This window comes from Emticicia sp. BO119 (assembly GCF_013912375.1).
Classification (GTDB): Bacteria; Bacteroidota; Bacteroidia; order Cytophagales; family Spirosomataceae; genus Emticicia.
Map to the genome: position 1 here is coordinate 186,340 of NZ_JACETV010000003.1, position 24,055 is coordinate 210,394.

At 39.9% G+C, this 24,055-nt stretch carries 21 protein-coding genes; 10 read left to right on the plus strand and 11 right to left on the minus strand.

What is annotated here, in order from left to right; translation table 11 throughout:
• Position 1: 1 nt before the first annotated feature.
• The 3 genes from H1R81_RS12190 to H1R81_RS12200 all read left to right on the plus strand — a co-directional run bounded on the left by H1R81_RS12190 (position 2) and on the right by H1R81_RS12200 (position 3,799).
• Positions 2-1,681, plus strand: coding sequence for a SusD/RagB family nutrient-binding outer membrane lipoprotein (locus tag H1R81_RS12190; protein WP_181841003.1), 1,680 nt, complete (start codon positions 2-4; stop codon positions 1,679-1,681).
• A 72-nt stretch (positions 1,682-1,753) separates the two neighbouring features.
• Entirely contained in the window at positions 1,754-2,470 is a 717-nt protein-coding gene (locus tag H1R81_RS12195; protein ID WP_181841004.1) for a hypothetical protein, read from the plus strand.
• Between the two features lie 78 nt (positions 2,471-2,548).
• Positions 2,549-3,799, plus strand: coding sequence for a hypothetical protein (locus H1R81_RS12200; RefSeq protein ID WP_181841005.1), 1,251 nt, complete (start codon positions 2,549-2,551; stop codon positions 3,797-3,799).
• 16 nt (positions 3,800-3,815) lie between these two features.
• Here the strand turns inward: H1R81_RS12200 and H1R81_RS12205 are convergent, their stop codons facing one another.
• The gene (locus H1R81_RS12205; RefSeq protein WP_181841006.1) at positions 3,816-4,406 is read right to left on the minus strand and encodes a redoxin domain-containing protein; all 591 of its coding nucleotides are present in this window, start codon (positions 4,404-4,406) and stop codon (positions 3,816-3,818) included.
• Positions 4,407-4,470: 64 nt separating this feature from the next.
• The gene (locus H1R81_RS12210) at positions 4,471-5,790 is read right to left on the minus strand and encodes an alkaline phosphatase (protein ID WP_181841007.1); all 1,320 of its coding nucleotides are present in this window, start codon (positions 5,788-5,790) and stop codon (positions 4,471-4,473) included.
• Between the two features lie 74 nt (positions 5,791-5,864).
• Between H1R81_RS12210 and H1R81_RS12215 the strand changes: the two genes are divergently transcribed.
• Positions 5,865-6,755 carry a diacylglycerol kinase family protein gene (locus tag H1R81_RS12215; RefSeq protein WP_181841008.1) on the plus strand — a complete coding sequence of 297 codons (891 nt, stop codon included), beginning with the start codon at positions 5,865-5,867 and terminating at the stop codon, positions 6,753-6,755.
• 10 nt (positions 6,756-6,765) lie between these two features.
• Here the strand turns inward: H1R81_RS12215 and H1R81_RS12220 are convergent, their stop codons facing one another.
• The gene (locus H1R81_RS12220) at positions 6,766-7,143 is read right to left on the minus strand and encodes a hypothetical protein (protein WP_181841009.1); all 378 of its coding nucleotides are present in this window, start codon (positions 7,141-7,143) and stop codon (positions 6,766-6,768) included.
• A 192-nt stretch (positions 7,144-7,335) separates the two neighbouring features.
• Here H1R81_RS12220 and H1R81_RS12225 point away from each other — a divergent pair, with 192 nt between their 5' ends.
• The 5 genes from H1R81_RS12225 to H1R81_RS12245 all read left to right on the plus strand — a co-directional run bounded on the left by H1R81_RS12225 (position 7,336) and on the right by H1R81_RS12245 (position 14,101).
• Positions 7,336-9,726 (plus strand): TonB-dependent receptor, encoded by a 2,391-nt coding sequence (locus tag H1R81_RS12225; protein WP_181841010.1) that lies wholly within the window; start codon positions 7,336-7,338, stop codon positions 9,724-9,726.
• Positions 9,727-9,733: 7 nt separating this feature from the next.
• Positions 9,734-10,732: a DUF4249 domain-containing protein gene (locus H1R81_RS12230; protein WP_181841011.1), complete on the plus strand. Its 999-nt coding sequence runs from the start codon at positions 9,734-9,736 to the stop codon at positions 10,730-10,732.
• A gap of 86 nt (positions 10,733-10,818) precedes the next feature.
• Positions 10,819-11,205: a DUF3127 domain-containing protein gene (locus H1R81_RS12235; protein ID WP_181841012.1), complete on the plus strand. Its 387-nt coding sequence runs from the start codon at positions 10,819-10,821 to the stop codon at positions 11,203-11,205.
• Positions 11,206-11,468: 263 nt separating this feature from the next.
• Entirely contained in the window at positions 11,469-12,689 is a 1,221-nt protein-coding gene (lysA, locus tag H1R81_RS12240) for a diaminopimelate decarboxylase (RefSeq protein ID WP_181841013.1), read from the plus strand.
• 200 nt (positions 12,690-12,889) lie between these two features.
• Positions 12,890-14,101 (plus strand): acyl-CoA dehydrogenase family protein, encoded by a 1,212-nt coding sequence (locus H1R81_RS12245; protein ID WP_181841014.1) that lies wholly within the window; start codon positions 12,890-12,892, stop codon positions 14,099-14,101.
• Between the two features lie 59 nt (positions 14,102-14,160).
• Here H1R81_RS12245 and H1R81_RS12250 read toward each other — a convergent pair whose 3' ends face one another.
• Positions 14,161-14,808 (minus strand): DUF4230 domain-containing protein, encoded by a 648-nt coding sequence (locus H1R81_RS12250; RefSeq protein ID WP_181841015.1) that lies wholly within the window; start codon positions 14,806-14,808, stop codon positions 14,161-14,163.
• A 261-nt stretch (positions 14,809-15,069) separates the two neighbouring features.
• Here H1R81_RS12250 and miaA point away from each other — a divergent pair, with 261 nt between their 5' ends.
• On the plus strand, positions 15,070-16,005 hold the full coding sequence (gene miaA, locus H1R81_RS12255) for a tRNA (adenosine(37)-N6)-dimethylallyltransferase MiaA (protein ID WP_181841016.1): 936 nt from the start codon (positions 15,070-15,072) through the stop codon (positions 16,003-16,005).
• A 220-nt stretch (positions 16,006-16,225) separates the two neighbouring features.
• Here the strand turns inward: miaA and H1R81_RS12260 are convergent, their stop codons facing one another.
• The 7 genes from H1R81_RS12260 to cmk form a co-directional block, all read right to left on the minus strand.
• The gene (locus H1R81_RS12260; RefSeq protein WP_181841017.1) at positions 16,226-17,005 is read right to left on the minus strand and encodes a response regulator transcription factor; all 780 of its coding nucleotides are present in this window, start codon (positions 17,003-17,005) and stop codon (positions 16,226-16,228) included.
• A gap of 9 nt (positions 17,006-17,014) precedes the next feature.
• Positions 17,015-18,097 carry a winged helix DNA-binding domain-containing protein gene (locus H1R81_RS12265; RefSeq protein WP_181841018.1) on the minus strand — a complete coding sequence of 361 codons (1,083 nt, stop codon included), beginning with the start codon at positions 18,095-18,097 and terminating at the stop codon, positions 17,015-17,017.
• Positions 18,098-18,099: 2 nt separating this feature from the next.
• On the minus strand, positions 18,100-19,086 hold the full coding sequence (locus H1R81_RS12270) for a phosphotransferase enzyme family protein (protein ID WP_181841019.1): 987 nt from the start codon (positions 19,084-19,086) through the stop codon (positions 18,100-18,102).
• A 51-nt stretch (positions 19,087-19,137) separates the two neighbouring features.
• Positions 19,138-19,689 (minus strand): hypothetical protein, encoded by a 552-nt coding sequence (locus tag H1R81_RS12275; RefSeq protein WP_181841020.1) that lies wholly within the window; start codon positions 19,687-19,689, stop codon positions 19,138-19,140.
• 101 nt (positions 19,690-19,790) lie between these two features.
• Positions 19,791-22,112, minus strand: a complete 2,322-nt coding sequence (locus H1R81_RS12280) for a hypothetical protein (protein ID WP_229251118.1) — start codon at positions 22,110-22,112, stop codon at positions 19,791-19,793.
• Positions 22,113-22,178: 66 nt separating this feature from the next.
• A complete protein-coding gene (locus H1R81_RS12285) occupies positions 22,179-23,237 on the minus strand; it encodes an FAD-binding oxidoreductase (RefSeq protein ID WP_181841021.1) in 1,059 nt (352 codons plus the stop codon).
• Between the two features lie 6 nt (positions 23,238-23,243).
• On the minus strand, positions 23,244-23,945 hold the full coding sequence (cmk, locus tag H1R81_RS12290) for a (d)CMP kinase (protein WP_181841022.1): 702 nt from the start codon (positions 23,943-23,945) through the stop codon (positions 23,244-23,246).
• Between the last annotated feature and the right edge of the window lie 110 nt (positions 23,946-24,055).

Here is a 24,055-nt window from a genome sequence, read left to right on the forward strand (position 1 = left end):
AATGAAATTAAAAAATATATCAAAAATAATACTGACAACAAGTATTGTGAGTATAATGAGCAGTTGCGATATGACAGAGCTGGACATCAATAGAGACCTGAACCGTCCGTCCGTAGCCGCAGTAAAACTATTGCTACCTACGGCTGAATCAGCTGCTGTTAATGCCATTACCTCTTTATCTGAAAACTCTCTTGGCTTTGCAGGTTTGTTAAGCAGTGCTGATAACTATGACCTCAATAACCAGTCATATAATGGCACATGGAATGGTTTTTATCGTGATCTTAACAACGTAGAAGCCATTATTAATGCAAGTGCCAACAGCCCGCATTATTTAGGAATAGCCCAGACCCTGAAAGCTCTCGCTATGGGCAATTTTGTAGATATGTTTGGTGATGCCCCGTATTCTGAGGCATGGAAAGGCAATGCAGAAACAGCCATTATCACTCCTAAGTTTGATAAAGATTCAGAAATTTATGAAGACCTTATTAAACTATGTGATCAGGCGGTTACAAACCTCTCAAAAACCAGCCCGGTTTCGGTAGCGACTGAAGGCGGAGATTTTCTTTACAAAGGCAGTATTGCCAAATGGATTAAATTAGCTAAAACCGTTAAAATCAAGCTATTATTAACTTCCCGTAAAGGACGTGCCACCGGCAATGCCGACTTAAAAGCTGCCTTAGCCGCAGGCGGATATATCAGTGACCCTGCCGATGATTTTATCTACAGATTCAGTACTGCCTCAGCACCTGAAGGCCGTCATCCCTGGTTCCGTTCGGCTTATTTAGCTGATAACGGGTTTTCATACCCAAGCCATCAGTTAATGTCAGAAATGATTTTCAACAAAGACCCTCGTCTTGATTTTTATTTCTACCGTCAGACAGACAAAATCCTTGACCCCTCGAACCCAACTGATAGGGGTACTATCCCTTATGGTGGCTCGTACCTCGTATTAAAACCTGCGTTCTGGGAAAAATGGAATCAGGTATTCGGTAAACCTACCAAAGCTGATTCTTCATACGTAGCCGGATTCTTTGGCCGCGACAGAGGAGATAATACAGGGGTACCACAAGATGGTGCCTTACGTACCGCTCCGGGTGCCTACCCTGCCGGAGGTTTGTATGGGGGCCGTAGTGTTGCCGCCAAAGCTTTAACAGGAGGCAGAGGCTCAGGTAACGGTATGTGGCCATTGTTAACCAGCAATAACATCAAGTTTTATCAGATAGAGTCTATCCTTGACGGTGGTGGTGATGGCAATGCCAGAGCCATATTCGAATCTGCCATCAGAGAGCACATCAAACGAGTGGTTGACTTAGGCTTGAGTGTCGATGCAGCTAATGCCAAAGCTCCGGCAACTGCTGATATTGATGCCTATGTAAACAGCCAACTGGCTTTATTTGATGCAGCTCCATCAAACAATGCCAAACTGAATGTAGTAATGAAACAGATGTGGTTCTGCTCTTGGGGACAAGGTATTGAAATATGGAATGCTTTACGCCGTACAGGGTTTCCGTCTACTGTCAACAACCCGATTATCAAGCCTGCACGTCAGTTTGCTTTGCGCCTTCCTTATCCATCGCAGGAAGGAAGTCTGAACTCTAACGCAAGTTCAAAACTTACTGAAGTGATTTTTGACAGAGACCCCGTTTTCTGGGATAAAGTTAAATTAAAATGGGAGTTTTAATTTAACGTTTTCAACAATGCCGGTGTTGAATTTAATCTTTATCCTATCTCAAAATTTTAATTGCATATAACAATGAAAAAAATATTAAGTCTTTCAATCATTGCTTCTCTCCTGTTCGCATTCAGTGCGTGCCGTGATGAATCATTGAACCCGCTTCCGGGTTGGGATCCGGGCGTACATGCCTTTACAGTATTTGATGGCATCAACTTTAATGGTAATATCCTGGCAAGGCCTCAGCCTTATGAAGTGGCTAATGCTAAAAACTTTACCAAAGCCAGTCAGAATACCTCTAAGGTAGATCTGAAAACGCGTTGGGTATCGTTAGATAATAAACTGACAGTATCTAAAATCGAAATTTATGTACGTGTATTAGAGTCTTACAACGACCCTGACGGTAACCCTAAAGTAGCCGACCTAAGCGAAAACGGAAAGGGAAAACTGATTGCTACCATCAGCACACCTGCCGCCAACCGCCAATGGAATAGCTTTAGTATCTCAGCACAACAGGTATATGAAGCCTACAAGAATGCTTCAGTTGCCTACGACAAAGTCAATAAAGTAAATGTGTTTAATAATCCGGCAAGACCTCGTCCGGCGGGAGCCTGGTTCAGACCGGCAGAGACAACCGGCTATGGCAGTGTTGGAGCTGACAGTTTTGTAGTTACGTGGGTATTGACCACCAGCGATGGACAGGTTTTCAATACATGGAATCCTGATTCTATCTGTGCAGACCCCACTCCGGTTTCAGAAGCTAACTCAAACTGTCAGTTAACATTCACTGTTCGTTAATTTTTAGTTTGTTTAAATTGGAGAAATACCCCATCCACGATGGATGGGGCTATTTTTCTATAAGAATATTGTGGCTTTATGCAGCGGCTTTTGTTTCTTCTTCTTTTTTTATCTGTTCCAGTCGCTTTAGCTCAGTCTCCTGGCGAAATAAATTTCTATGACCACATCGCTCCTATTATTCACAAAAACTGCACCCCTTGCCACCAGCCTGATAAATCGGCACCTTTCAGTCTGATTACCTATGAAGATGTCAGCAAAAGAGCTCGTTTTATCAGGAAAGTTACCCAGTCAAGATATATGCCCCCTTTTCCGGCGGACAGGAGTTTCCAATCGTACCTCAACGAAAGAAGCCTGACAGTGGGTGAAATTGCCACTATTCAACTCTGGATAGAAGGAGGCATGAAAGAAGGCACTAAAAAAAAGGAGCTAATAGAAGAAATAAACTTTCAAGCCTATGAAACCCGACCAGATTTAGTGCTTAAAATGCAAAAGCCTTATCTGATTACAGGAGATAATACCGAAGATTTTCGTTTTTTCAGTTTGCCTACAAATCTATCTCAAGACCAATACATTACTTCTATTGAATTTGCGGCTGGCAATAAGAAACTGGTACATCACAGTCGCCTGATGGTAGACACAACCAATCAGATAAGAGGGATTGATGGTTTGGCAGAAACTGACCCTAAAGTTGCTGAATTTCAGAGAATTGCATTGAAAGAAGAATTTCTCTATGGCTGGGTACCCGGCAACGACCGCATCTATTTCCCACAAGGAACAGGTGTAAAACTCAATGCCCATTCAGATTTTATTCTGAATATGCACTACGCACCCTCACCCGTTCGTAGTAGTGATCAATCCGAAATAAGGCTGTATTTTGCCAGAGATAAGGTTGAGAGAGAAGTAAAGAATTTTACCCTGCGCGAAAACGATATTTCTAATAAGCCTTTTATTATTAAAGCAGGCGAAAAGCCTACTTTTTATATCTCAAAAAAAATAGACAAGACAGTCTCGCTGGTCTCCGTACTTCCACATATGCACCTGATTGGTAAGCGTTTCAGGGCATTTGTTATTACGCCTGCTGGCGAAGTAATTAATCTTGTAAAAATAGATAACTGGGATTTTAACTGGCAAATGACCTACCAGTTCAGGAAATTACTCAAAGTTCCTGCAGGCTCTACTTTTATTGTAGAAGCCACCTACGATAACTCAGCTGAAAACCCCGAAAACCCTTTTGGCCCTCCAAGAGATATTACCTATGGCTGGGGTACCAATGATGAAATGTTGAACTTAGTATTGTATTATCTGGATTATCAGGAGGGCGATGAATAATTTTGACTCAACCTTTTCATAGTGCACACCCTATGGGTTCATGGTAAGATACCCTTACACTTTCTCCTTTGATTAAAGCTTCAATTGCATCAGACAGATAATTTTCTGTGGCTTGAGCTCTGCTTTTACCTAAACTATAGTACCAGTTATCAATAGCTCCATGATAAACTGTTATACCCATATTACTGATTAAAAAAACCTCAGGCGTGACACTGCCCTTAAGTCGGTGAAGGAGTTTTTGTTTTTTATCAAAATAAATGGGCAAATTAAACTGATAGTTGGTTTTAAAATCCTTAAATGCTACAGGGTCTATATTCTTATGTGGATACACTACATATATCTTTATACCTTGACCCTGATATTTCTCATTAATTTCTTTGAGCAATTTGGTGTATTTCTGGCAGATCGGGCAATCAATATCAAAGAAGACCAAGACCGATGCTTTGTTCTGGCTGAGGTCTGAGAAATTGAATGAGAGTGTAGTATCGCTTCTGAGCTTTTGCCCGAAACATGGAAATAACATAAGGCCATAAAACATAAATAGCAACAAGAAGTAGTGTTGGCTCTTGTTTTTATATTTATGCTTTATGGTTTGTTTGGGGCTCATCTGATGATTTGTTATTGGTGAAGGTTCAATGCATTAGATTGCACAAAAACAATTGGTTCTTATGCTATTTCAATTCACTTGCCTTAATCTCTTTTGTCCACAGTTCTTTGCCGTCTTTATCCAATATATTGATTTTCAAAACCCTATTGGTGCGTGGGCCGGATATTTCAAGCAATCCGAAATTATGTCTGGTTACACTTGTGCCCTCTACATAAGGTGTATCTGCCTCTTCTTTCACCGGTTTTGATGCACCTGATGTGAGGGCTGAAACCGTCAGATCGTATAAAGGATATGTACCCGGACGTTCGATTTTGCAAAGAGATGTCCAGTGTCGGTCTCCGCTGATAAAAATAACACCCGGAATTTTCTCTCTGGCAATCAGGTCAAATAGCTGGTTGCGTTCTTCTTCATAATTGGCAAAGTTTTCAAATATCTTTGCCGGATTCCCTACCTGCCCGCCTACTACTACAAATTTAAATGGCGCATTCGAGAATTTCAATGCATCTATCAACCATTGAATCTGTTTTTGTCCGAAATACTCTCTTGCTCCTGTAATCCGGTCATTCGGTGTTCTCCACCAGCGGTCGTCCATCAGAAAGAACTGACAGTCAGCCCATTGAAACGAGCCTGTTACCCCTTCATCATTAAAAGTATAATTCAGGTTTCCCCAGAAAAGCTTAAAAGCATCAAGCGTTTGTTTCTTGCTCACAAAACCCCTGTCGGCATCATTCGGGCCAAAATCATGGTCATCCCAGATAGCATAATTGTGGACACTCCCCAACAATGGTTGCATTTCGGGCAAAGAGCGCGTATGCGTATAACGTTTCAGAATACCCGTTTTAGTGTTCCAGTCTACTTCTCTCAGATAGAGGTTATCACCACCCCAGAGCATAAAATCAGGCTTTGACTGGTATATACTTGTAAATATTTCGTACTCAGAGCCGTAAGGTGTTCCCGGGCGATCAAAACCATCTTCGTTGATATAAGCACAGCTACCTACTGCAAATTTGAAAGCAGGCGGATCTGTACGCCATTGCCAAAGTGTTTGGGTCTGAAATTCTAATGGATAGCTGATCGCAACTTTCTTTTTATCAACCCATACCTCATACCCGTATTTTTTGCCTGGTAGCACTTCATCAGCAACCAGTCTTGCCACAAATGCATCGGTTTTATTAGTTTTTACCTCATTGGTTGAGTATTTTATGGTAGGTTTTTCTTTATCCCAGTACACAAATTTAACCGAGGCCTCTTTTTTTGTTTGTACCCAGAGCATTACTTCCCGCATTTCTGAATAACCCAGCATAGGGCCGGATTGTATCTGGGCAGAAAGTGAGAGAACGCTAATTAATAAGATGGTTAATAGCAGATATAGTTTTTTTATCATAATATTAGGTGGTAAATGTGTAACCTGACAAATTTAACCTATTCCTTACAAACCCTTTATTAAACTTCTGTAAAATGCTAAAAAAACTTCTTTTGCTGGTGAATCCTCATTCGGGTTCGGGCAAAAGTCTTGCAGCCAGCGAGTTTCTGAAACAAAATCTTGCTGGCTATGAATTTAACACTGTTGTGAGTCAGTATAAAGGATATTTCGTTGATTTTTTACGCAAAGAAGACCTGACTCTCTATGAAAAAATTATTATTTTTGGCGGAGACGGTACCATGCACGAAGTAACCAATGGTATTGCGGAAAAAGATACTACTCCTCCGCTTCTGCTGTTTCCGTGCGGTGGTGGCAAAGCCTTGAATCATGATATTAATAACCTCGACTGGGAAAGTTCATTAGCAAAATTTCATCAACACAATACCAAGCAGATTGATATTTTCAGAGTGTGGTTTCCTAAGGCTGAGACAAACAAACAAATGATGTATGGCTTCAATATCATTGGTTGGGGATTAGTATCCAATATCAACCTGACTTCTGAAAAACTACGTTGGTCAGGAGATTTACGGTATAGCATAGCTGCCATTATACATATTTTCAAGAATACTGGTTTTGAGGGCAAGGTGATGATAGATGACGAAGTATTTACAGGCAGATTCAGCTTTGTATTGGCCTGCAATACCCAGCACACAGGCAAAGCCATGAAAATAGCTCCGTTGGCAGCCTTAGACGATGGCTTATTAGATATTCTGGTAATCAAGCACGTGCCTTTCTATCACCTGCTCCGCTTGTTTCCACTCATTTTCTCTGGCAAGCATATTCATTCACCACTGGTTATTTACAAAAAAGCCAGAAGATTCAGTATTGATGCCGAGCCTATGACATTGGTGATAGATGGAGAGGTGAAAGGACAGACGCCTTTACAGGCGGAAGTACTTGGGAATAGAATTAATATGATTGTGTGAAGTATGGGTGCTACGCCCCAGTAATCACCAATCCCACAATGCTAAACCCGCCGTCTTTTTCTGAGAGAATATAATGGTTGGTTTCTCTGGATACCTGTGTATCCGAATCATCATAATTCTCCCAGAATACTTTGCATACTAAGATTGTTTCTGAGACCCTTTCTTCTGTCAATACATAAGGTATGGCCTTAGTTATTTTTTGAGCGGCGTAAGGTTTCAATCCCTCTTCCCAAAATGCCAGTACTTCCTGTGGTTTTGTCACTACCTGCACACCCTGGTCGGAATAAACTGCCATTGGTGTTTTGTAAAATGTGGTGATATTGGCGGCTGAAAAAGAGAGTAAAGCCGCTGCATATTCTTTAAAAAAATCCTGCGTTGTGTGTGCCATGATCAATTGAGTTAAAGTATTTAATAGGCCAGATTGTTATCTCAGTCATACTTTTACTCTTTAAATAAGTATGCCAGCCATTCTTTAAGAAGGTGGAGTAGTTGCTCAGTGAAATACTATTTAGCCTGAAATGCTCAATATTGATTCCAACCGCTCGTTATTGATAAGAGTCAATCTTGCGAGAACGCTTTTATGAATAAACTTTTTACTTTTTTCTTCCTCTTACTCACGACCACCACCTTCGCACAGAATCGCTTCACAGTAAGCGGTTATATCCGTGAAAAAGGCAGTCAGGAACAATTAATCGGGGTAAATATCTATCTACCCAATTCGTCTATTGCCACTACCTCCAACACCTATGGGTTTTATTCGCTTACCCTTCCGGCACAGGATTCAGTTACGGTTATTTATTCCTTTGTGGGGTATCAGCGCCTTGAAAAAAGAATTGGCCTACAAAAAAGCCTTGAACTGAATATAGATTTAGCACCAGCTACCCAATTACAGGAAGTAGTGGTATCTGCTAAAAAACAGGAGGAGAAAGTCAGCGAATCGGTACAAATGAGTACAATAGACCTGCCAGTGAATCAGATAAAAAAAATTCCGGCTTTTCTGGGCGAAAAAGATGTACTCAAAGTACTCCAATTGATGCCCGGCGTACAGAAAGGTTCGGAAGGGCAATCAGGGATTTATGTGCGTGGCGGTGGTGCCGACCAGAACCTGATTATCCTGGACGATGCCATTGTTTACAATGCCAATCACCTCTTTGGTTTTTTTTCTACTTTTAATGGCGATGCACTCAAAAGTGTAGAACTCACCAAAGGAGGCTTCCCGGCTCGTTATGGAGGTCGATTATCATCGGTGATTGACCTGAACATGAAAGAAGGAAATAAAGAAAAACTTCATGGCGAAGGCGGTATCGGGCTGATTTCATCAAGACTAACCTTAGAAGGACCAATCAAAAAAGGCAAATCTTCTTTTTTGGTTTCTGGTCGACGCACTTATCTGGATATTGTTGCCCGTCCGTTTATCAAAGCATCAGCAGGCTCTGGCGACAATAGTAGTGGAGGTTATTATTTTTATGACCTCAATGCCAAATTGAACTATGATTTCGGGCGAAAAGATAAAGTGTATCTCAGTGGTTATTTAGGGCAAGACCGATTCTATATAGAATCAGAAGACGTTAATTCAAACGACGAATCAAACCTGAATTGGGGGAATATTACCGCTACTGCCCGTTGGAACCACTTATTTAACGAAAAACTATTTGCCAATACCTCGTTCATTCTGAGTCGTTATCAGTTTGGGATAGGCAGTTTTTATAGGGACAAGACACAATCAACAGAGGATTATACACTGAAATATAATTCAAGAATCAATGATATAGGATTGAAAAGCGATTTCGATTATTTCCCTGACCACAAACATTCTATCAGGATGGGAATCGCTGCTACACGCCATCGTTTTATTCCTTCGGCTATTGTACTGCAAAGTAATCAGACCAACTTAGATAAAGCTGCCACACCGATTGATGTACTGGAATCGGGCATCTATGGTGAAGATACCTGGAAAGTAACAGATAAATTTAAAATGAATGTGGGTTTACGATTAAGCTATTTTTTAGCACAGAAACGCAATTATTTGCGCCCTGAACCACGTTTTTCGGCTGCTTTGAAATTAGCCGAAAATCTATCAGCCAAAGCTTCCTATGCCGAGATGAACCAGTTTGTGCATCTGCTATCTAATACAGGCATAGGTTTGCCTACTGACCTATGGGTACCTACCACCCGGAACGTAGCACCGCAAAACTCAAAACAGGTAGCGGCAGGTTTAGCACAGGATCTCCCAGATCAGGATCTGACTTTAACAGTAGAAGGCTATTATAAGATAATGAACGATATTCTGGCCTATAAAGAAGGCTCAACTTTCCTGAACTTAGATGGTTTAGGCGCACAGGAGGTGAGCTGGGAAGATAACGTTACCGCAGGTAAAGGCTGGTCTTATGGTGGTGAAGTACTCCTGCAACGTAAAGCAGGCCGTTTTTCTGGTTGGGTAGGCTATACCCTTTCCTGGACACAATGGCAATTTACTGAATTGAATGCAGGCAAAAAATTCTTTCCGAAATATGATCGTCGACACGATATTTCGGTAGTAGGTATCTACGAGATAAGCTCAAGAATCACACTTTCTGGTACATGGGTTTATGGTACAGGAAATGCACTAACCCTACCGATTTCAAGCTATCAGGCTTATACTGACAGGTTTAATGGTTCCAGAAGAAATCCGGCGATTATAGACCGGATACAATGGAGTAATCAAGGAGTGAATGAATACGGCGAAAAGAACTCTTTCAGAGCAGAAGCCTATCATCGTCTGGATTTCGGGATTCAGTTTCATAAAAAACTTAAACGCCATGAACGCACCTGGGAGTTTAGTCTGTACAATGCCTACAACCGCCGGAATCCGTTCTTTTATGATATAGTAACCGAAACAAGCACCAGTAACTCAGCCGAAACCAAAACTGTATTGAAAAAGTATTCGCTGTTCCCGGTTGTTCCTGCTTTTTCCTACAACTTCAAATTCTGATTAAGACATGAAATATACCATTCATATATTGCTGATAGTTATGGCAGGATTTTTATTTTCCTGCGAGAGTCTGGTTACAACCGTGCCTGAGAGCAGATTACCCAAAGGCATAGAAAAGGTGGTTCTTCATGCCTATATTTCTCCACAAGACACGCTTATTTTAGTCAAACTTACAGCCTCACGCCCGCTATTAGGTGTATATAATAAAGATGGCGTAGGTTACACAGTTATAGGCAATGATACCATCTATTTTACAGGTGGTATTATAGAAAATGCAAACGTTATATTATCCAATTCCAGACAACAATATATCAGTATTCCGTATATCAAAAATGAAGCTACCTATATACTTGACGCAAGCAGGTTCCCGATTGAAGCAGGAGAAACCTATACAATCAAAGCCGAAACACCAATAGGAAATGTAGAAGCAACCTGCACTGTACCACCAGGAAATGCCATCATAGAAAAATATAAAATCGATACCACGACCGAGAATTTCTTTAACGGCCGCAGCAAGACCTTCCATGTCAATTTCGACTGGAAAGATATACCTTCGCAAGCCAATTACTATACAATGAAAGCCAGTGTTACCACAAAAATGTTACTTGAACCTACCACTGCCAACCACAACCCTGAAAAAACAGAAAGAATCATCACTTATTATGCTTTCTGGGATGAGGAAAACAGACAAGCTCAGTATCAGAGTGATATAAGCCGCGATGGTACTCTGTTCTCTACACCAAATGGTAATATCCCCCTGAATCTTGCAGTGATTTATTTAAATGACAAAGTATATATGGCCAACTTTGCCGGAGAAAAAAGCACGATCAGGCTCGAGGTACTCAACACTGATAAAAACTATTACGATTATCACAGAGCCGTAAGAATCAATAACAGGCAGGACGGCAATCCGTTTGTAGAGCCTGTACCCATACCTACCAATGTCAAAAATGGTTTAGGGTGTTTTGCGGCTACCAATAAATCTATTCTTACCGTTGTTTTCTAAGCTACTTGCTTTTTGACTGAGACAGCTTTATTTATTGCGCATTGCTTTGTATCTTTGCGCCCTTATTCTTTAATACTTTTAATCAAATGGAAATTACAGGTAGAATCATACAATTATTGCCTCTACAAACAGGTCAGGGTAAAAACGGTGTCTGGAAAAAACAAGACTTTGTTATCGAAACTGAAGGACAATACCCGAAGAAAGTGTGTATCTCGGCATGGGGCGATAAGGTAAGTGAGCAAATGCTGGTTGTAGGCAAAGAAGTAAATGTATCTTTCGATATCGAAAGCCGTGAGTTTAACGGACGTTGGTACACCGATGTAAGAGCATGGAAAGTAGAGGAAGCCGGTGGTGCCCCTGTAGAACCATACTATGCAGCACCCCAGCAATCAAGTACTCCGGCAGCCAATAAAAATGCTGCACCCGAGTTTCTGATTACTGCTGAAGACAGCAAAGATGATTTACCTTTCTAAGCAAAAAAATACAATTCAGGTTTACACGAAACACAGAGAATGTAACACTCTGTGTTTCTTTGTAATAAATAGAATAGCTATAATAGTAGCAATAAGATATTTTTTTTACGTAAAGATATAGTGAATGGTCTGCAAGTTATAGACAGGGCAATGCTTTGTCTCTACGAATTTTCCTGTTATTTTCTGTATTATGTCTTTATATTATCCAATCGAACCAGACACCCCATTTTTCATTCTTAAATAGCTGTTTTACAGCAACCACTATGTTTTCTATCCAGAATTTTACAGTTGAGTCTTTAGCCAATCAGTTCGGAACACCTTTGTATGTGTATGACGGTAATAAAATTGAGGAACAAATCGGTAAAATGCGCAAGGCATTTGCGGGTACTAATCTCAAACTAAAGTATGCTTGCAAGGCTCTGACAAACATCAATATCATGAAGCTCATGCGAAAGAATGGGGTTGATATTGACGTGGTATCCACTCAGGAAGCTCATCTGGCAATTCTGGCCGGATATGAGCCTAATCAGATACAATATACGCCAAGTGGTGTAGCTTTTGCTGAAGTACAGGAGGCTGTAACATTAGGTTTAAGAATGAACCTTGACTCCCTGCCTTTATTAGAGAAATTCGGACAAATTTACGGTAGCTCGCTGCCTATCTGTTTACGTATCAACCCTCATATCATGGAGGGAGGTACCATTAAAATCTCTACCGGACATAAAGATTCAAAATTTGGCATTTCGATTGAACAAGCTGATGAAATTCATGAAATCGTAAAAAAATATGGTCTTAAAGTAGTAGGTCTGCACCAACATACAGGCTCTGATTTCAAAAATGCCCATGTAATTATCGATGCTGCCGAAAAACTGTTCGACTTAGCGTTTAAATATTTCCCGAATCTTGAGTTTATTGATTTAGGTTCAGGGTTTAAGGTGGCCTATAAAGAAGACGACCACGTGACTGATATGGAGAAACTGGGCAAGGGTGTAGTAAAAGTCTTTAATGAATTCTGTGAGCAGTATGGTAAAGATGTACAACTATGGTTTGAACCGGGTAAGTTTCTTGTTAGCGAATGTGGGTATCTGCTGACAAGAGCCAATGTGGTAAAACATAATCCGGGACGTAATTTTGTGGGGGTTGATTCTGGATTAAATCATTTGATTCGTCCGATGATGTATGATGCCTACCATGAAATAATCAATGGTTCTGATCCTGATGGTGAAGAAAGAGAGAAATATGATATTGTGGGGTATATCTGCGAAACAGATACTTTTGGCAAAGACCGGACTATTCCGACAGTAAACGAGGGTGATATTATTGTCATAAAAAATGCCGGAGCCTATGGATTTTCAATGGCTTCTAACTACAATTCACGCTTCCGCCCCGCAGAAGTCTTGATTTATAATGAAGAAGTACACCTGATTCGCAAGCGTGAAACAATGGAAGATATTCTGAAAAACCAGATTGTTCTGGATTTATAGACTGATATACAATTTTGCAATAATTCTATTGCCACTCTATACAAACGATACACTATGTAACCCCTTAAAACAATTGTGTAACATCGGTCACCTAATGTATATTGTGGCAATATCTTTTCCTGTCGATCATCATATCTTCAAAATTGTATAGTACTATAAGATTGTTTACATTTGAATCATCAACCAATAAGAGTACTTACATGACCGCTTCAGAACAAACTTTCCATCGCTCCAATAAAAAAGACGAATTTGAATCACCTGATTTTTATGCAATAGACGATTTACTGACAGAAGAACAACTCATGATTCGTTCGGCGGTTCGTGATTTTGTAAAAAGGGAAATCTCCCCTATTATTGAAGATGCCGCCCAACGTTGTGTTTTTCCTGAACATATCGTCAAAAAATTCGGAGATTTAGGGGTATTTGGTCCAACCATTCCGGTTGAATATGGCGGCCAGGGCTTAGACTATATTTCGTATGGTTTGATGATGCAGGAAGTTGAAAGAGGCGACTCAGGTATGCGTTCAACGGCTTCAGTACAAGGTTCTTTGGTCATGTTTCCTATCTATAAATATGGTAGTGAAGATCAAAAAATGAAGTTTTTACCCAAATTAGGAAGCGGAAAATTTTTAGGTTGCTTCGGCCTGACAGAGCCAGATTTTGGTTCGAATCCAAGTGGAATGACCACCAATTTTAAGGAAGATGGCGACCATGTGATTCTGAATGGATCAAAAATGTGGATTTCTAATTCGCCCAGAGCAGATGTAGCTGTAGTTTGGGCAAAAAATGAGCAGGGACGTATCAAAGGAATTATTGTTGAGCGTGGTATGGAAGGATTCAGCACACCAGAAATACATGGCAAATGGTCTTTGAGAGCAAGTATTACCGGCGAACTGGTTTTTGATAATGTAAGAGTGCCCAAAGCTAATATTTTACCCGAAGCCGATGGGCTAAAAGCTCCGATGTCGTGCCTTGATAATGCCCGATATGGCATTGCCTGGGGTGCTGTAGGGGCAGCGATGGATTGTTATGATTCGGCACGCAGATATGCAATAGAACGCATCCAGTTCGATAAACCGATAGCTTCTTTCCAATTGACCCAAAAGAAACTGGCAGAAATGCTTACCGAAATCACCAAAGCACAATTAGTATGCTGGCGATTGGGCAACCTGAAAAATCAGGGTAAAGCTACCACTGCGCAAATTTCATTGGCAAAGCGAAATAATGTAGCAATGGCATTAGAGATTGCCCGTGAAGCCCGACAAATGCACGGAGGCATGGGCATTACAGGTGAATATCCGATTATGCGCCACCAGATGAACCTCGAATCGGTAGTAACCTATGAGGGCACACATGATATTCATTTATTGATTTTAGGAAATGCAATTACTGGTATCCCGGCGTTTAAGTAATGGCGGATTTGTGAATGGTGAATTAATGAATAGTAAATTCAAAATAATTATTCGCCGATTCACGATTCCGATTCACTAATCTCTTGAAATTCACTAAAGTCTGAGAGTTCCTTTTTATTGTTGGTTTCCAACTGTTTGTAGTCTATTTCCCAATTGACAGATGCGGCTAACTGATTCATCATGAGCCCTACCTGTCGGTTGGCCACTTTAGGTAAATCACTTTCCAGGGCTTTATCCTGCATCAGTTTTTTAGCTTCATTCAGTATATTGGTATAATCTTCATGACTGAATTTATTCAACCATCCCTGGTCTATATCATAAAATTTATAGTCTGTATCAATCGACAATACTTCTGCCTGCGGAAATTCTTCTACTATCAGTTTGCGCGTTGTTTCGTCTCGCCTGACCTTCATTTTGCCAAAATCAAACCCAACTGAAACCTTCGCCCTTGAAACCACCAAAGCTTTTTTATTAATTTTGAACAAACCCCAGAAATCTTTTTTGCTACTATGGTCATATATCTCTGTGAAATAGCCCTCAGCAACCACTACTTTAAATACTTTCTCTATGCGTTCGAGTAGCAGGGTCGATTCTCTGCGTAATTGCTCACGGTTATCCCGTATTTTTTTGCCATATACCCAATTAAAAACCTGCCATGCGGCAATACCCCCAACACCCAAAGCCGATATAAAAAACAAAAAATCCATGTTTCCCAAAGTGTATGTATAGAATTGAGACGTAAAAGTTAATAGATATTTCTTTATCAAAGATAGAAATTTTAAGTTACGGCCTGGTGTTTCTTAAACTATTTTGTTACGCTTAGTTCCGGGATGGTACTTTTCTTCAGGTAAAAAAGATAGCCCCTCAAAACCAAAAGAACAGAATAACAAAGGCATAAGAGAGTTTATGTTTGTCAGAAAAAAAGATAATTTTCTGTACTTTTGCACTAAAAATCGACTCAGACAAGTTTGACACAACCACCCAATAAATACCTGATTCTCTTAGTTGGCCCGACAGCCGTTGGCAAAACCGACCTGGCCATCAGATTAGCCCATCAGCTCGATACCGAAATCATTTCAGCCGATTCAAGGCAATTCTACAAAGAACTAAGCATTGGAACAGCCAAACCTACTCTCGAAGAAATGGACGGTGTCAAACATCATTTCGTTGATTCCCACAGTATTAATTCTTATTATAGTGCCGGAGACTTTGAAAGAGATGTAATGAAACTATTGGAAGAGGATATTTTTAACCGAAAAGATGTGGTGATTTTAACCGGAGGTTCCGGTCTATTTGTAAAAGCCATTACGGATGGTTTAGATGATATGCCTGAAGCCCCTTTGGCTTTGCGGGAAAATCTGATGCAAAGACTCGAAACAGAAGGAGTTGAGGCATTGGCAGAAGAATTAAAAAAACTCGACCCTGAATATGCCGCCACAGCCGATTTGCAAAACTCTCAACGGGTAGTGAGGGCTTTAGAAGTTTGCTTAAGCACAGGCAGACCTTTTTCTGAATTTCATAAAAAAACCAGAATAACCCGAAATTTCCATTTCATCAAAATTGGCATCGAACGCCCAAGAGAAGAATTATACAACCGTATAAACCAACGAATGGAACTTATGCTTGCCAATGGTTTGGTAGAGGAAGTAAAAGGCTTAGCCAATTACAGAAACCACAATGCCCTGCAAACAGTAGGCTATAAAGAAGTATTTGAATTTTTAGGAGGCAGTTACAATTACCCGACAATGGTTGAGCTATTGAAACGTAATTCGAGAAGATATGCTAAAAGACAAATGACATGGTTTAAAAATCAGGATAATTTCAGATGGTTCAATGCTGAGGATTTTGATGGAATTTATGGATTTGTACAGTCAGAAATTAAAAATTGTAACAAAAACAAATAAGTGATTCCCTGAACTACTAATTCAATCAGATAACTCTCCAGTTTCGTCCGGTTATCAGGCAATAAGAGGTCGTTAAACTGTCAGAAAGAGATTAACTCAAGCATTTTAAGTTATTCAATGTCTTCGATTACGATAGGTGTATGCTTGGTTATATACTTCTCGCCGATTTTGCAGATAATCATAATCAGATTCAAGAAATAAAAGTCCACTAAATACTTTCTCAGAGATTTCTAAGAGCGTTTTTTTCAAAATATTCCTCCGGCGTCTCTCCGGTAAAAACCTTGAAATCATGGATAAAATGAGCCTGGTCAAAATAGCCTGCTTCATAGCCTAATTCGGTCAATGTTTTTTCCAGATCATAGTCTTTCAATAAAGCATTGAACCGGACGATGGAAGCAAATTTTTTGGGCGAGGCACCTACTATTCTCCTGAATCGTTTTTCAAGGGGGCTTTTGCTGGTATATAATTGCCTTGCCAATTGGGTGATTCTGATATTACCCTTGGCTAACTGAATCTGGTGAATAGCTGATTGCACCAGAGCATCAGCCTGAATGGGTTGAATACGTGCCATCAGAAATTGTTCGATGATTGTAATTCGTTCCTGATTTGTTTGAGCTTCAGATAGACTTTCTTCTATTTCATTAAGTGATGATTTACTGACAAAGTTTTCTAAAGAAACACTTTCGCCAAACAACTCATTCATAGGCTCTCTGAAAAAACAGGCAGCACCTGTTTCGTTGAAGAAAACCAGAACAGTACCAATATTTTTTGAGTTCTGAAATACCCTGAATTTATCCTGTAAGCCTGTAATGCCGGCTGTTTCTAAAGGCTTGATGGCTGTATTCTCAATTGTTGAGAGGTGTCCCCGGTACTGAAAACCCATTACTAAAGAAGTGCCGGGCAAAACCTTATATTCCATTTCCTGAGTGACCTCAGAAATAGCCAGTAATCTGACATAAGGTTTCAGTGCATCAGTTGGAATAAAAGTGATCAGGCTCATATTTGAATATTATTCAGCATCATATATATTTTCGCTAAAGAAAGTTTTAAACCGATTGACAGATTTCTCTACAATGGCGTTTTCCTGTTCATTAAACTTGTAAAACGGTGCGATTTCTACATTTACTTCTTTGTTTGTAATGGTTCGCTGCCATGCACCCACAATAGTTCCGTTAACAATTATCATACGATTAAAAGGGAAAGTCGATTTACTACCATTAGGATTGCCCTTATCCTCAGGCAAGAAAACCGCCTCACGGTTTTTGTAGGCAATACCATATTCATCATAATCCGGCATCAGGAATGAATGCGTAGGATACTCTAAATCCTTCGGGCTGCATGGTGCATAAATATATTCATATTTATCAACTTTTGTATGAATAAAATAAGGCGGAAGGTTAGCAATACCAACACGGGCTTCTTTCATGGTTAAACCCGACCACCACACAAAATCCTGTGCTGTAGCAGGGCCACGGCTTGTAAAATAGCGTAAGGCCAGCTGGCTTAAGGCTTCTTCCTGGCTTAATGGCCGGGTAGGCGGTACACGTTCATCAATCAGAGCATATGTAAATTGTTTTCCCTGTCGGGGTCCACTACAGATAAGGCCATCCAGTTCGGCCTGCATCATGATACAACTTAATCCAACAGTGTCTGTTATGATGCCCGCCTCCTGAAAAGCTGCATTCAGAATAGCTCTGGTAAGAGATTTACCACCTTCCAGTTTTTTGACCATTATATCGTTGCACTTATTGAATACGGTGCTATCAAGACCATTCTTTCGATATTGATAGGCATTGAAAGCATGTACTCTCGGAGCTGTGAGCGTAAGTAGCCATCTGAGATCGGCCGGGCTTACAAAATGCCAGGTGGGGCGCATCACATGTGTTCGTAGAATTTTCCCCTCATTAATAGCGAGCTCTACATCAGTTTCATTTATTTTGTTCAGGCGCAATCCTATAGCCCATTTTGACATGGCATATTCCTGTGCCTGTACTGCCACCAGCCACGAAACAATTTCTTCAGGTCTGGTAAACTTCGTTTCTGTGATTTGCTGATTATAAAGCCTGTGTGCAATTATTTCGTTGTTGGTCATGGTTAGCCTAATTTGTTATAATCAAACCATCTTTTAATACGTAAATTTATGAATCTTTTCAGATAAACTTCATTGATAAATGTATTTGACCAATTATTAAAACGCTGGCACTGCACACCTAAATAAAACAAATAAATACACTCGCCAAGCATAGGCAAAATCCGTCTCTCTTCGTTGGTAAGAGGTGTAATAGCCTCATAGCCTTTCAGAAAACTTTCTGCCTTTAGCAGATATTCATTTTCATCTACTTCTGTACTATAAATCTGCATAATATAGTAGGCTATATCATAACTCAGCCAGCCATTGCCACAGAAATCAAAATCGAAAATAGTAATTTCTTTTTCTTCTGATATGTTCAGGTTATCAAACCAGATGTCAAGATGTATCACTCCCTTTCTTATTTGGGTTTCATCTACTTCCTTCAATTTTGCTGATAGATGTTTTTGTACGTACCTGATGAATTCTACCTCAGGGGAATCCTCAGGTAAAAAGCCAAAGAAATACCGAGGAGAGTCTATCAATAATTTTTCGGGCGTATATGTAACTCTATCCAAATAAAGATTATGTGTCAGCTGATGGAACTCTGCCATTATTTTGCCAATCTCCTTATGTAGTTCTGGTGAAAAACTAAAGACCTTCTCTCCTTTTGCATACGAAAACATCACGCCAAATCTCTCTCCTTCCGGAGCATTGAGTTTCTGAATATAATTATTGTTTGCATCAGCAACAGGATAGGAAACCGGAAGCTCATTTTCATGCAAAAGATTTAATAATCTGATTTCCTCAGCAATTTCCTTTTCACTTCGCCAATTGAGGCTATAGACTCTGAAAACGGATTTCTGCCCGCCATCATTAATCAGATATACATGGTTTATACCTGTTTTTAATAGTCGGCAGGTGGTTTTCGTGCTAAGGTTATACTGTGCTTGTAAAAATAAAGACAAATGCCGTTCTGAAAGCGTTGAGGTAATGACAGGAAAGGGATTCATTCAGGATAGTTTAATAATAGTGGGTAATGGTTTTGAAGGTCGTTTTTAGTATTATGAAGTTTGCCTTTTAAGTAAATGATTAATTCTGATACGGTTGTATTGTTGCAAAAAGATAGGATAAACGTTATAGATGATATTGGCAAAGGTTAGGAAAACACCCCAATCTATCATTCCGATCACAAAGGCATAAACAGTAATACAGACAAAAAATACAAAGACCAGATAATGGAATTTCTCTTGCATATAAGATTTGCCTATCAGTTTTTTGAGTGATTGCTTATTTTCTACATACTTATATTGTGGATGCTGTGATTTAATGAACCGATTCACCAGATCTCCGTCTTGTGTATATTTCTTAATAAACCGGATTCCGATTCTGGTATAAGGCTTTGAGGATTGGCTTAGCTGAATTTCACTTAATAATGAGGCAGGTAGAAAAATAACCAGACAGCTAATACCTATGAAAATATATAGGATTTTAAGGGGCAGATATTGATAACAGAAATAAACGATTGGAGCAAATGCCAGAATAGACCAGAAGAAATTAATCAACTGATTGTATAAAACGGCTGTTTGCCTGATTTTCTTCTGCAGGTTGGCCATTGGTTTTGTGGGTATTAAACAAACGAAAACCCATTCGGTGTGAACGGGTTTTTCGTTATCAACTTTAAATAGATGGCATCTATCCAAAGGTTATGTATTTTTTAGAAATCGTAACCTAACGAAATATATAGTTTAGGCTTATTTACTTCTTTATCTTCAAGCCCCCATGCATAATCAGCTTTTACAAAATAGCCAAGAATGGTAGTTCTTACCCCTACACCATATCCAACCAGAAATGGATTCTTGAAGTTGGTAACTGTTGCTCTGAATGGGTTATCACCGCCTCCGATCACCTCCGTATTCAGACTATTCTGGCGGTTAAATGGCCCTTTGTTACCATACCATGCAGTACCAATATCACTGAACCCGACAAATTGCATATTCCGCAGGAAGTTAGAGGTTATAGAACCTTTGGAGAAATATTGTGCCAAAGGCAGGCGAAGTTCAAAATTGGTTAATAAGTGGCTTGTGCCATACAATTTAGCAAAATTGAAACCCCTTAGATTACCTGCAAAATCGTAGAAGAGTATATCACGCAAATCGCGTGGTACACCTGTACCTTGTCCATTAGTAGTTTCAACACTACGGTTGATGGTATTTTCAACACCGCCCAGAAAAGTTACTTTTGGCGCATTGCCCAATGAGCGGCTATATGACAAGCGAGCGGCAAAAATAAAGCTCTTCAGAATTCGCTGGTAATGACGGGCATCAACAACCAAACGGCTGAAGTTTTCGTTTTTGGTGGCAAAGCTATAGGAGCGTTCTAAACGGATTTTAGCGCGTGTGCCTATTAATACTTTGCTGAATAGCGGAGTAGTATTATCATAAACAAGTTCGGCTTTATATCCTAAATAAGACGAGGTCAGATTCTTACGGCCTAACTCAATCAGATCAACGTCAGTGGTCGTCATGAAGAAAGGTGAGATACCTGCGCGCAGATTCCGGCTGAAAGGATAATTGGCATATGCCGAAAACTTATTATAATACAGACGTCTGTCGATAGCAATGATAGCTGTCTGCGGTGTGTTGATATTCAACGGACGGAACAGATACAAGCTACGGTAATCTAATTCGCCGAAAGAAATAGAGCGACGCATGATACCCAAACCCCAGTCGACACGTTTTGTATTATTGTTGTATTCCAGAAAAATATCATGGTTTCTTAGCACCGGTGTAATAAAAAGCCCTAATTTGATATTATGGTTTTCTAATAAATCGTTCAGCACAAGGGTATTTTTCATACCCATCCGACGCACAGGATCCATCAGGAAGTCAGATTTGACATCGTTTGCAATCATGATATTTTCATAAGCAAATGGTCCTTTTATTTTAAGGGCTTCCCTGTATCTTCCTAATTTAGGAGTCGATTTATCGGTATTATCAATCTTATTTCTGGCAGTTTCGTTCGCAAGAGATTTAATGATATTCTCGGCGTCGAACTCATAATTGTCTGTATCTACTTCACCTTTTTCTAAAACAAGTTTCTCTTTAGGCTTAGATAATTCTATTTTTGGAGACACAATGGCCTTCTTTTCCGGCTCATCAGGTTTTTCGTTGGTATTGGCATAAGCTCCACTCAGGTAGAACTCTTTCCACTCTTTCATGAAACGATTATAAGAAATACCGAGGGTACTTGTAATGCTTGATTCTTCGGTACGGATAATACGGGTCAGATTCAGGATATTAGAAATATTATCTTTCCCATAGCGCATAGCTATGTAATTCCAGATAGACTGGCCCACTGATTCAGCATCCTTACCTTCTAAATGAGAGATTTTTTTGTCTTTGTTTTTCATCACAGCAACCCGTAGGCGGTCAAGCACGGCAGGGTCTTCACTGTTTTCTGAAATATATGCGGCAATACCTGCCATATACCATTCGGGTACGGTCAATAAAAGCGAACTTTGCAACACCTCTTTCAATGAGCCGCCATACAGCATATCATAGACAAATAACCGGGCAATTTGTCTGATTAATTCCTTCCTGAATGTATCCTCGTTGCCTGTGTATGCAATCTGTACACGTGATTTAGCTAAGTTAAGAATACTACCGTCAAGGTCGATAGGGGCTGTCAGACCGATATTACTCTGTGCCAAATCTTTTGGTGAGTTGTAGAGGAAAATCTTCATGGTTGTGAAAGGCGTATAACCTAACAACTCGGTGATCCGGTCATATTCACTTTCTGAGAGTTTTGCAGCACTTTGGGCGATTTTATCGCCTCCACGGTAATAATTAAACTCGAAATTATTACTTCTGATAGTAAGCCATTCAAATCTTTTTTCCTGGATACGGTTTTTACCAAATTCTTCCTGCGTCGATGAAAAATAACTCTGGGCAAAAGCAGTTTGTATTCCTATGAAAATAAGAGCATTAAGGGTGAATAAGCGCATGGCGCATCGACGATAAGTAGAGAATTTTTCCATAGCTCTCTGAGTAATCCCGCTCCTTCAATCGGGTCAAACACTAATATCTTTGGATTATGGGTTTTCTTATAACGAATATAACGAATAAAATCGCTGAATGTTAGATTCAGGCATTAAATCTTTCTCTTTTTCTAAAAAATATAACATATGCTCTGCAAAATAGGGAGCAAGCGATACCCCTTTAGTGCCTAATCCGTTGAATACATAGACGTTAGGATAAGCAGGATGGTTGCCCATGAAAGGTCGACGGTCTTTAGTAGTCGGACGAATACCTGCCTGCTGTTCAGTAATCTGGTAAGGAGTTTTAAGAAACTTATCGATTTTGCTGGTAATGGTTTCTTTGCTCTCTTTTGTAGTTTGCCAGTCTAATTGATTCCAGACATAGGTTGAACCAAAACGGTATTGTTGATTGCCCAAAGGAATAATCCAGGCTCCCTGATTGACAATTTCTTTGATCGAATAGGTTTGCATTGTTGCAATAAGCGTTTCACCTTTGGCCGGATTAAAAGGCAACCAGTTGAAATAAGGATTCTGGGAAGCATAATATCCCTCACAGAAAATAATTTTTGATGCCTGAAAGTTTTTATAAATAACTTTCTCTTCTGAAATCTCTAATGCCTGATAATCAAATCTTTCATTATGATAGGCATTTGATTGAATAAACAATTTTCTGAGTACTCCAATCATCAAGGGTACATCTACCCAGCCTGCCGAGGTAGTAAAAAGACCACCTAAATGATTTTCTACTTCTTTATAGGCATCAGGCTTTACTAATCGGATGTATGTATCTAAATCATACTCATCGGTTAGTTGCAGAAAATGCCTGCGTTGCTGCTCGTTGGCATAAGGTCTGTAAAGATTGGTTTCGTGGTAGAAATGGCAATGTGTTTCATTTTCGAGCGAAAGATAGAAGTCTTTAAAATATGGAAAAATGGAATCGGCCAGCCATGTTTTATCCAGATTTTTTCCGGTAATGGGGTTGAATATTCCTCCGGCAACAGCCGAAGAGGTCGGAATCGATTCATCATTCAGTATCAATACCCGCCTGTCTGCTTTCAGGAGTTGATACCCCAACAAAGACCCTGCAATGCCCTGGCCTACGATGATGTAATCGAATTGTTGCATGAACCCTTATGCAGTAGTTTTTTTAAGTGGTTTACCCATTACTTCATCAGCCAACAAACAAACCACCTCTACCTGTTCGTCAAGTGTCATAAATGAGGTATCTACCTCAATGGCGTCATCTGCTTTTCTGAGTGGGCTCTCTGTACGGGTAGTATCTATTAAATCCCGCTTTTTGATATTTTCAATAATCTCTTCTAAATCTACCAAATCTCCTCTTTCGGCCAATTCAATTTGTCGGCGATTGGCTCTGATGATTGGATCGGCGGTCATAAAAATTTTCAGTTCGGCATCAGGGAAAACCACAGTGCCTATGTCCCGGCCATCCATTACTACACCTTTCTTTTTGCCCATCCGGCGTTGTTGGGCTACCATAGCGTGTCTTACGGCTGTAATAGCGCTCACCTCACTTACCTGATTGGCAATATATAGCTTTCTGATTTCATCTTCTACATTCAAGCCGTTCAGAAAAGTTTCATTTCGGCCATCGTTCGGGTTAAGGCGAAATTCGATATGAATGTTTTCAAGGGCTTTTTCTACTTCTTTATCGTTGGTGAATGTAATATGGTGCTCGAGGAAATACAGTGTAACTGACCGATACATTGCTCCGGTATCAATATAGCTATACCCCAAACTCTTTGCCACTCGCTTGGCTGTTGTACTTTTACCACAACTTGAATAGCCATCAACGGCAATGGTAATTTTCTGCATTCAATCTGAAAGTTTTTGCAAAGAAAAATCTAATTTGCGAGAGTAACAATCTGTGCAGACAGGTTTTAAGGATTATTCTTCGAAATATTCAAGAAATCAGGCTTTTAATT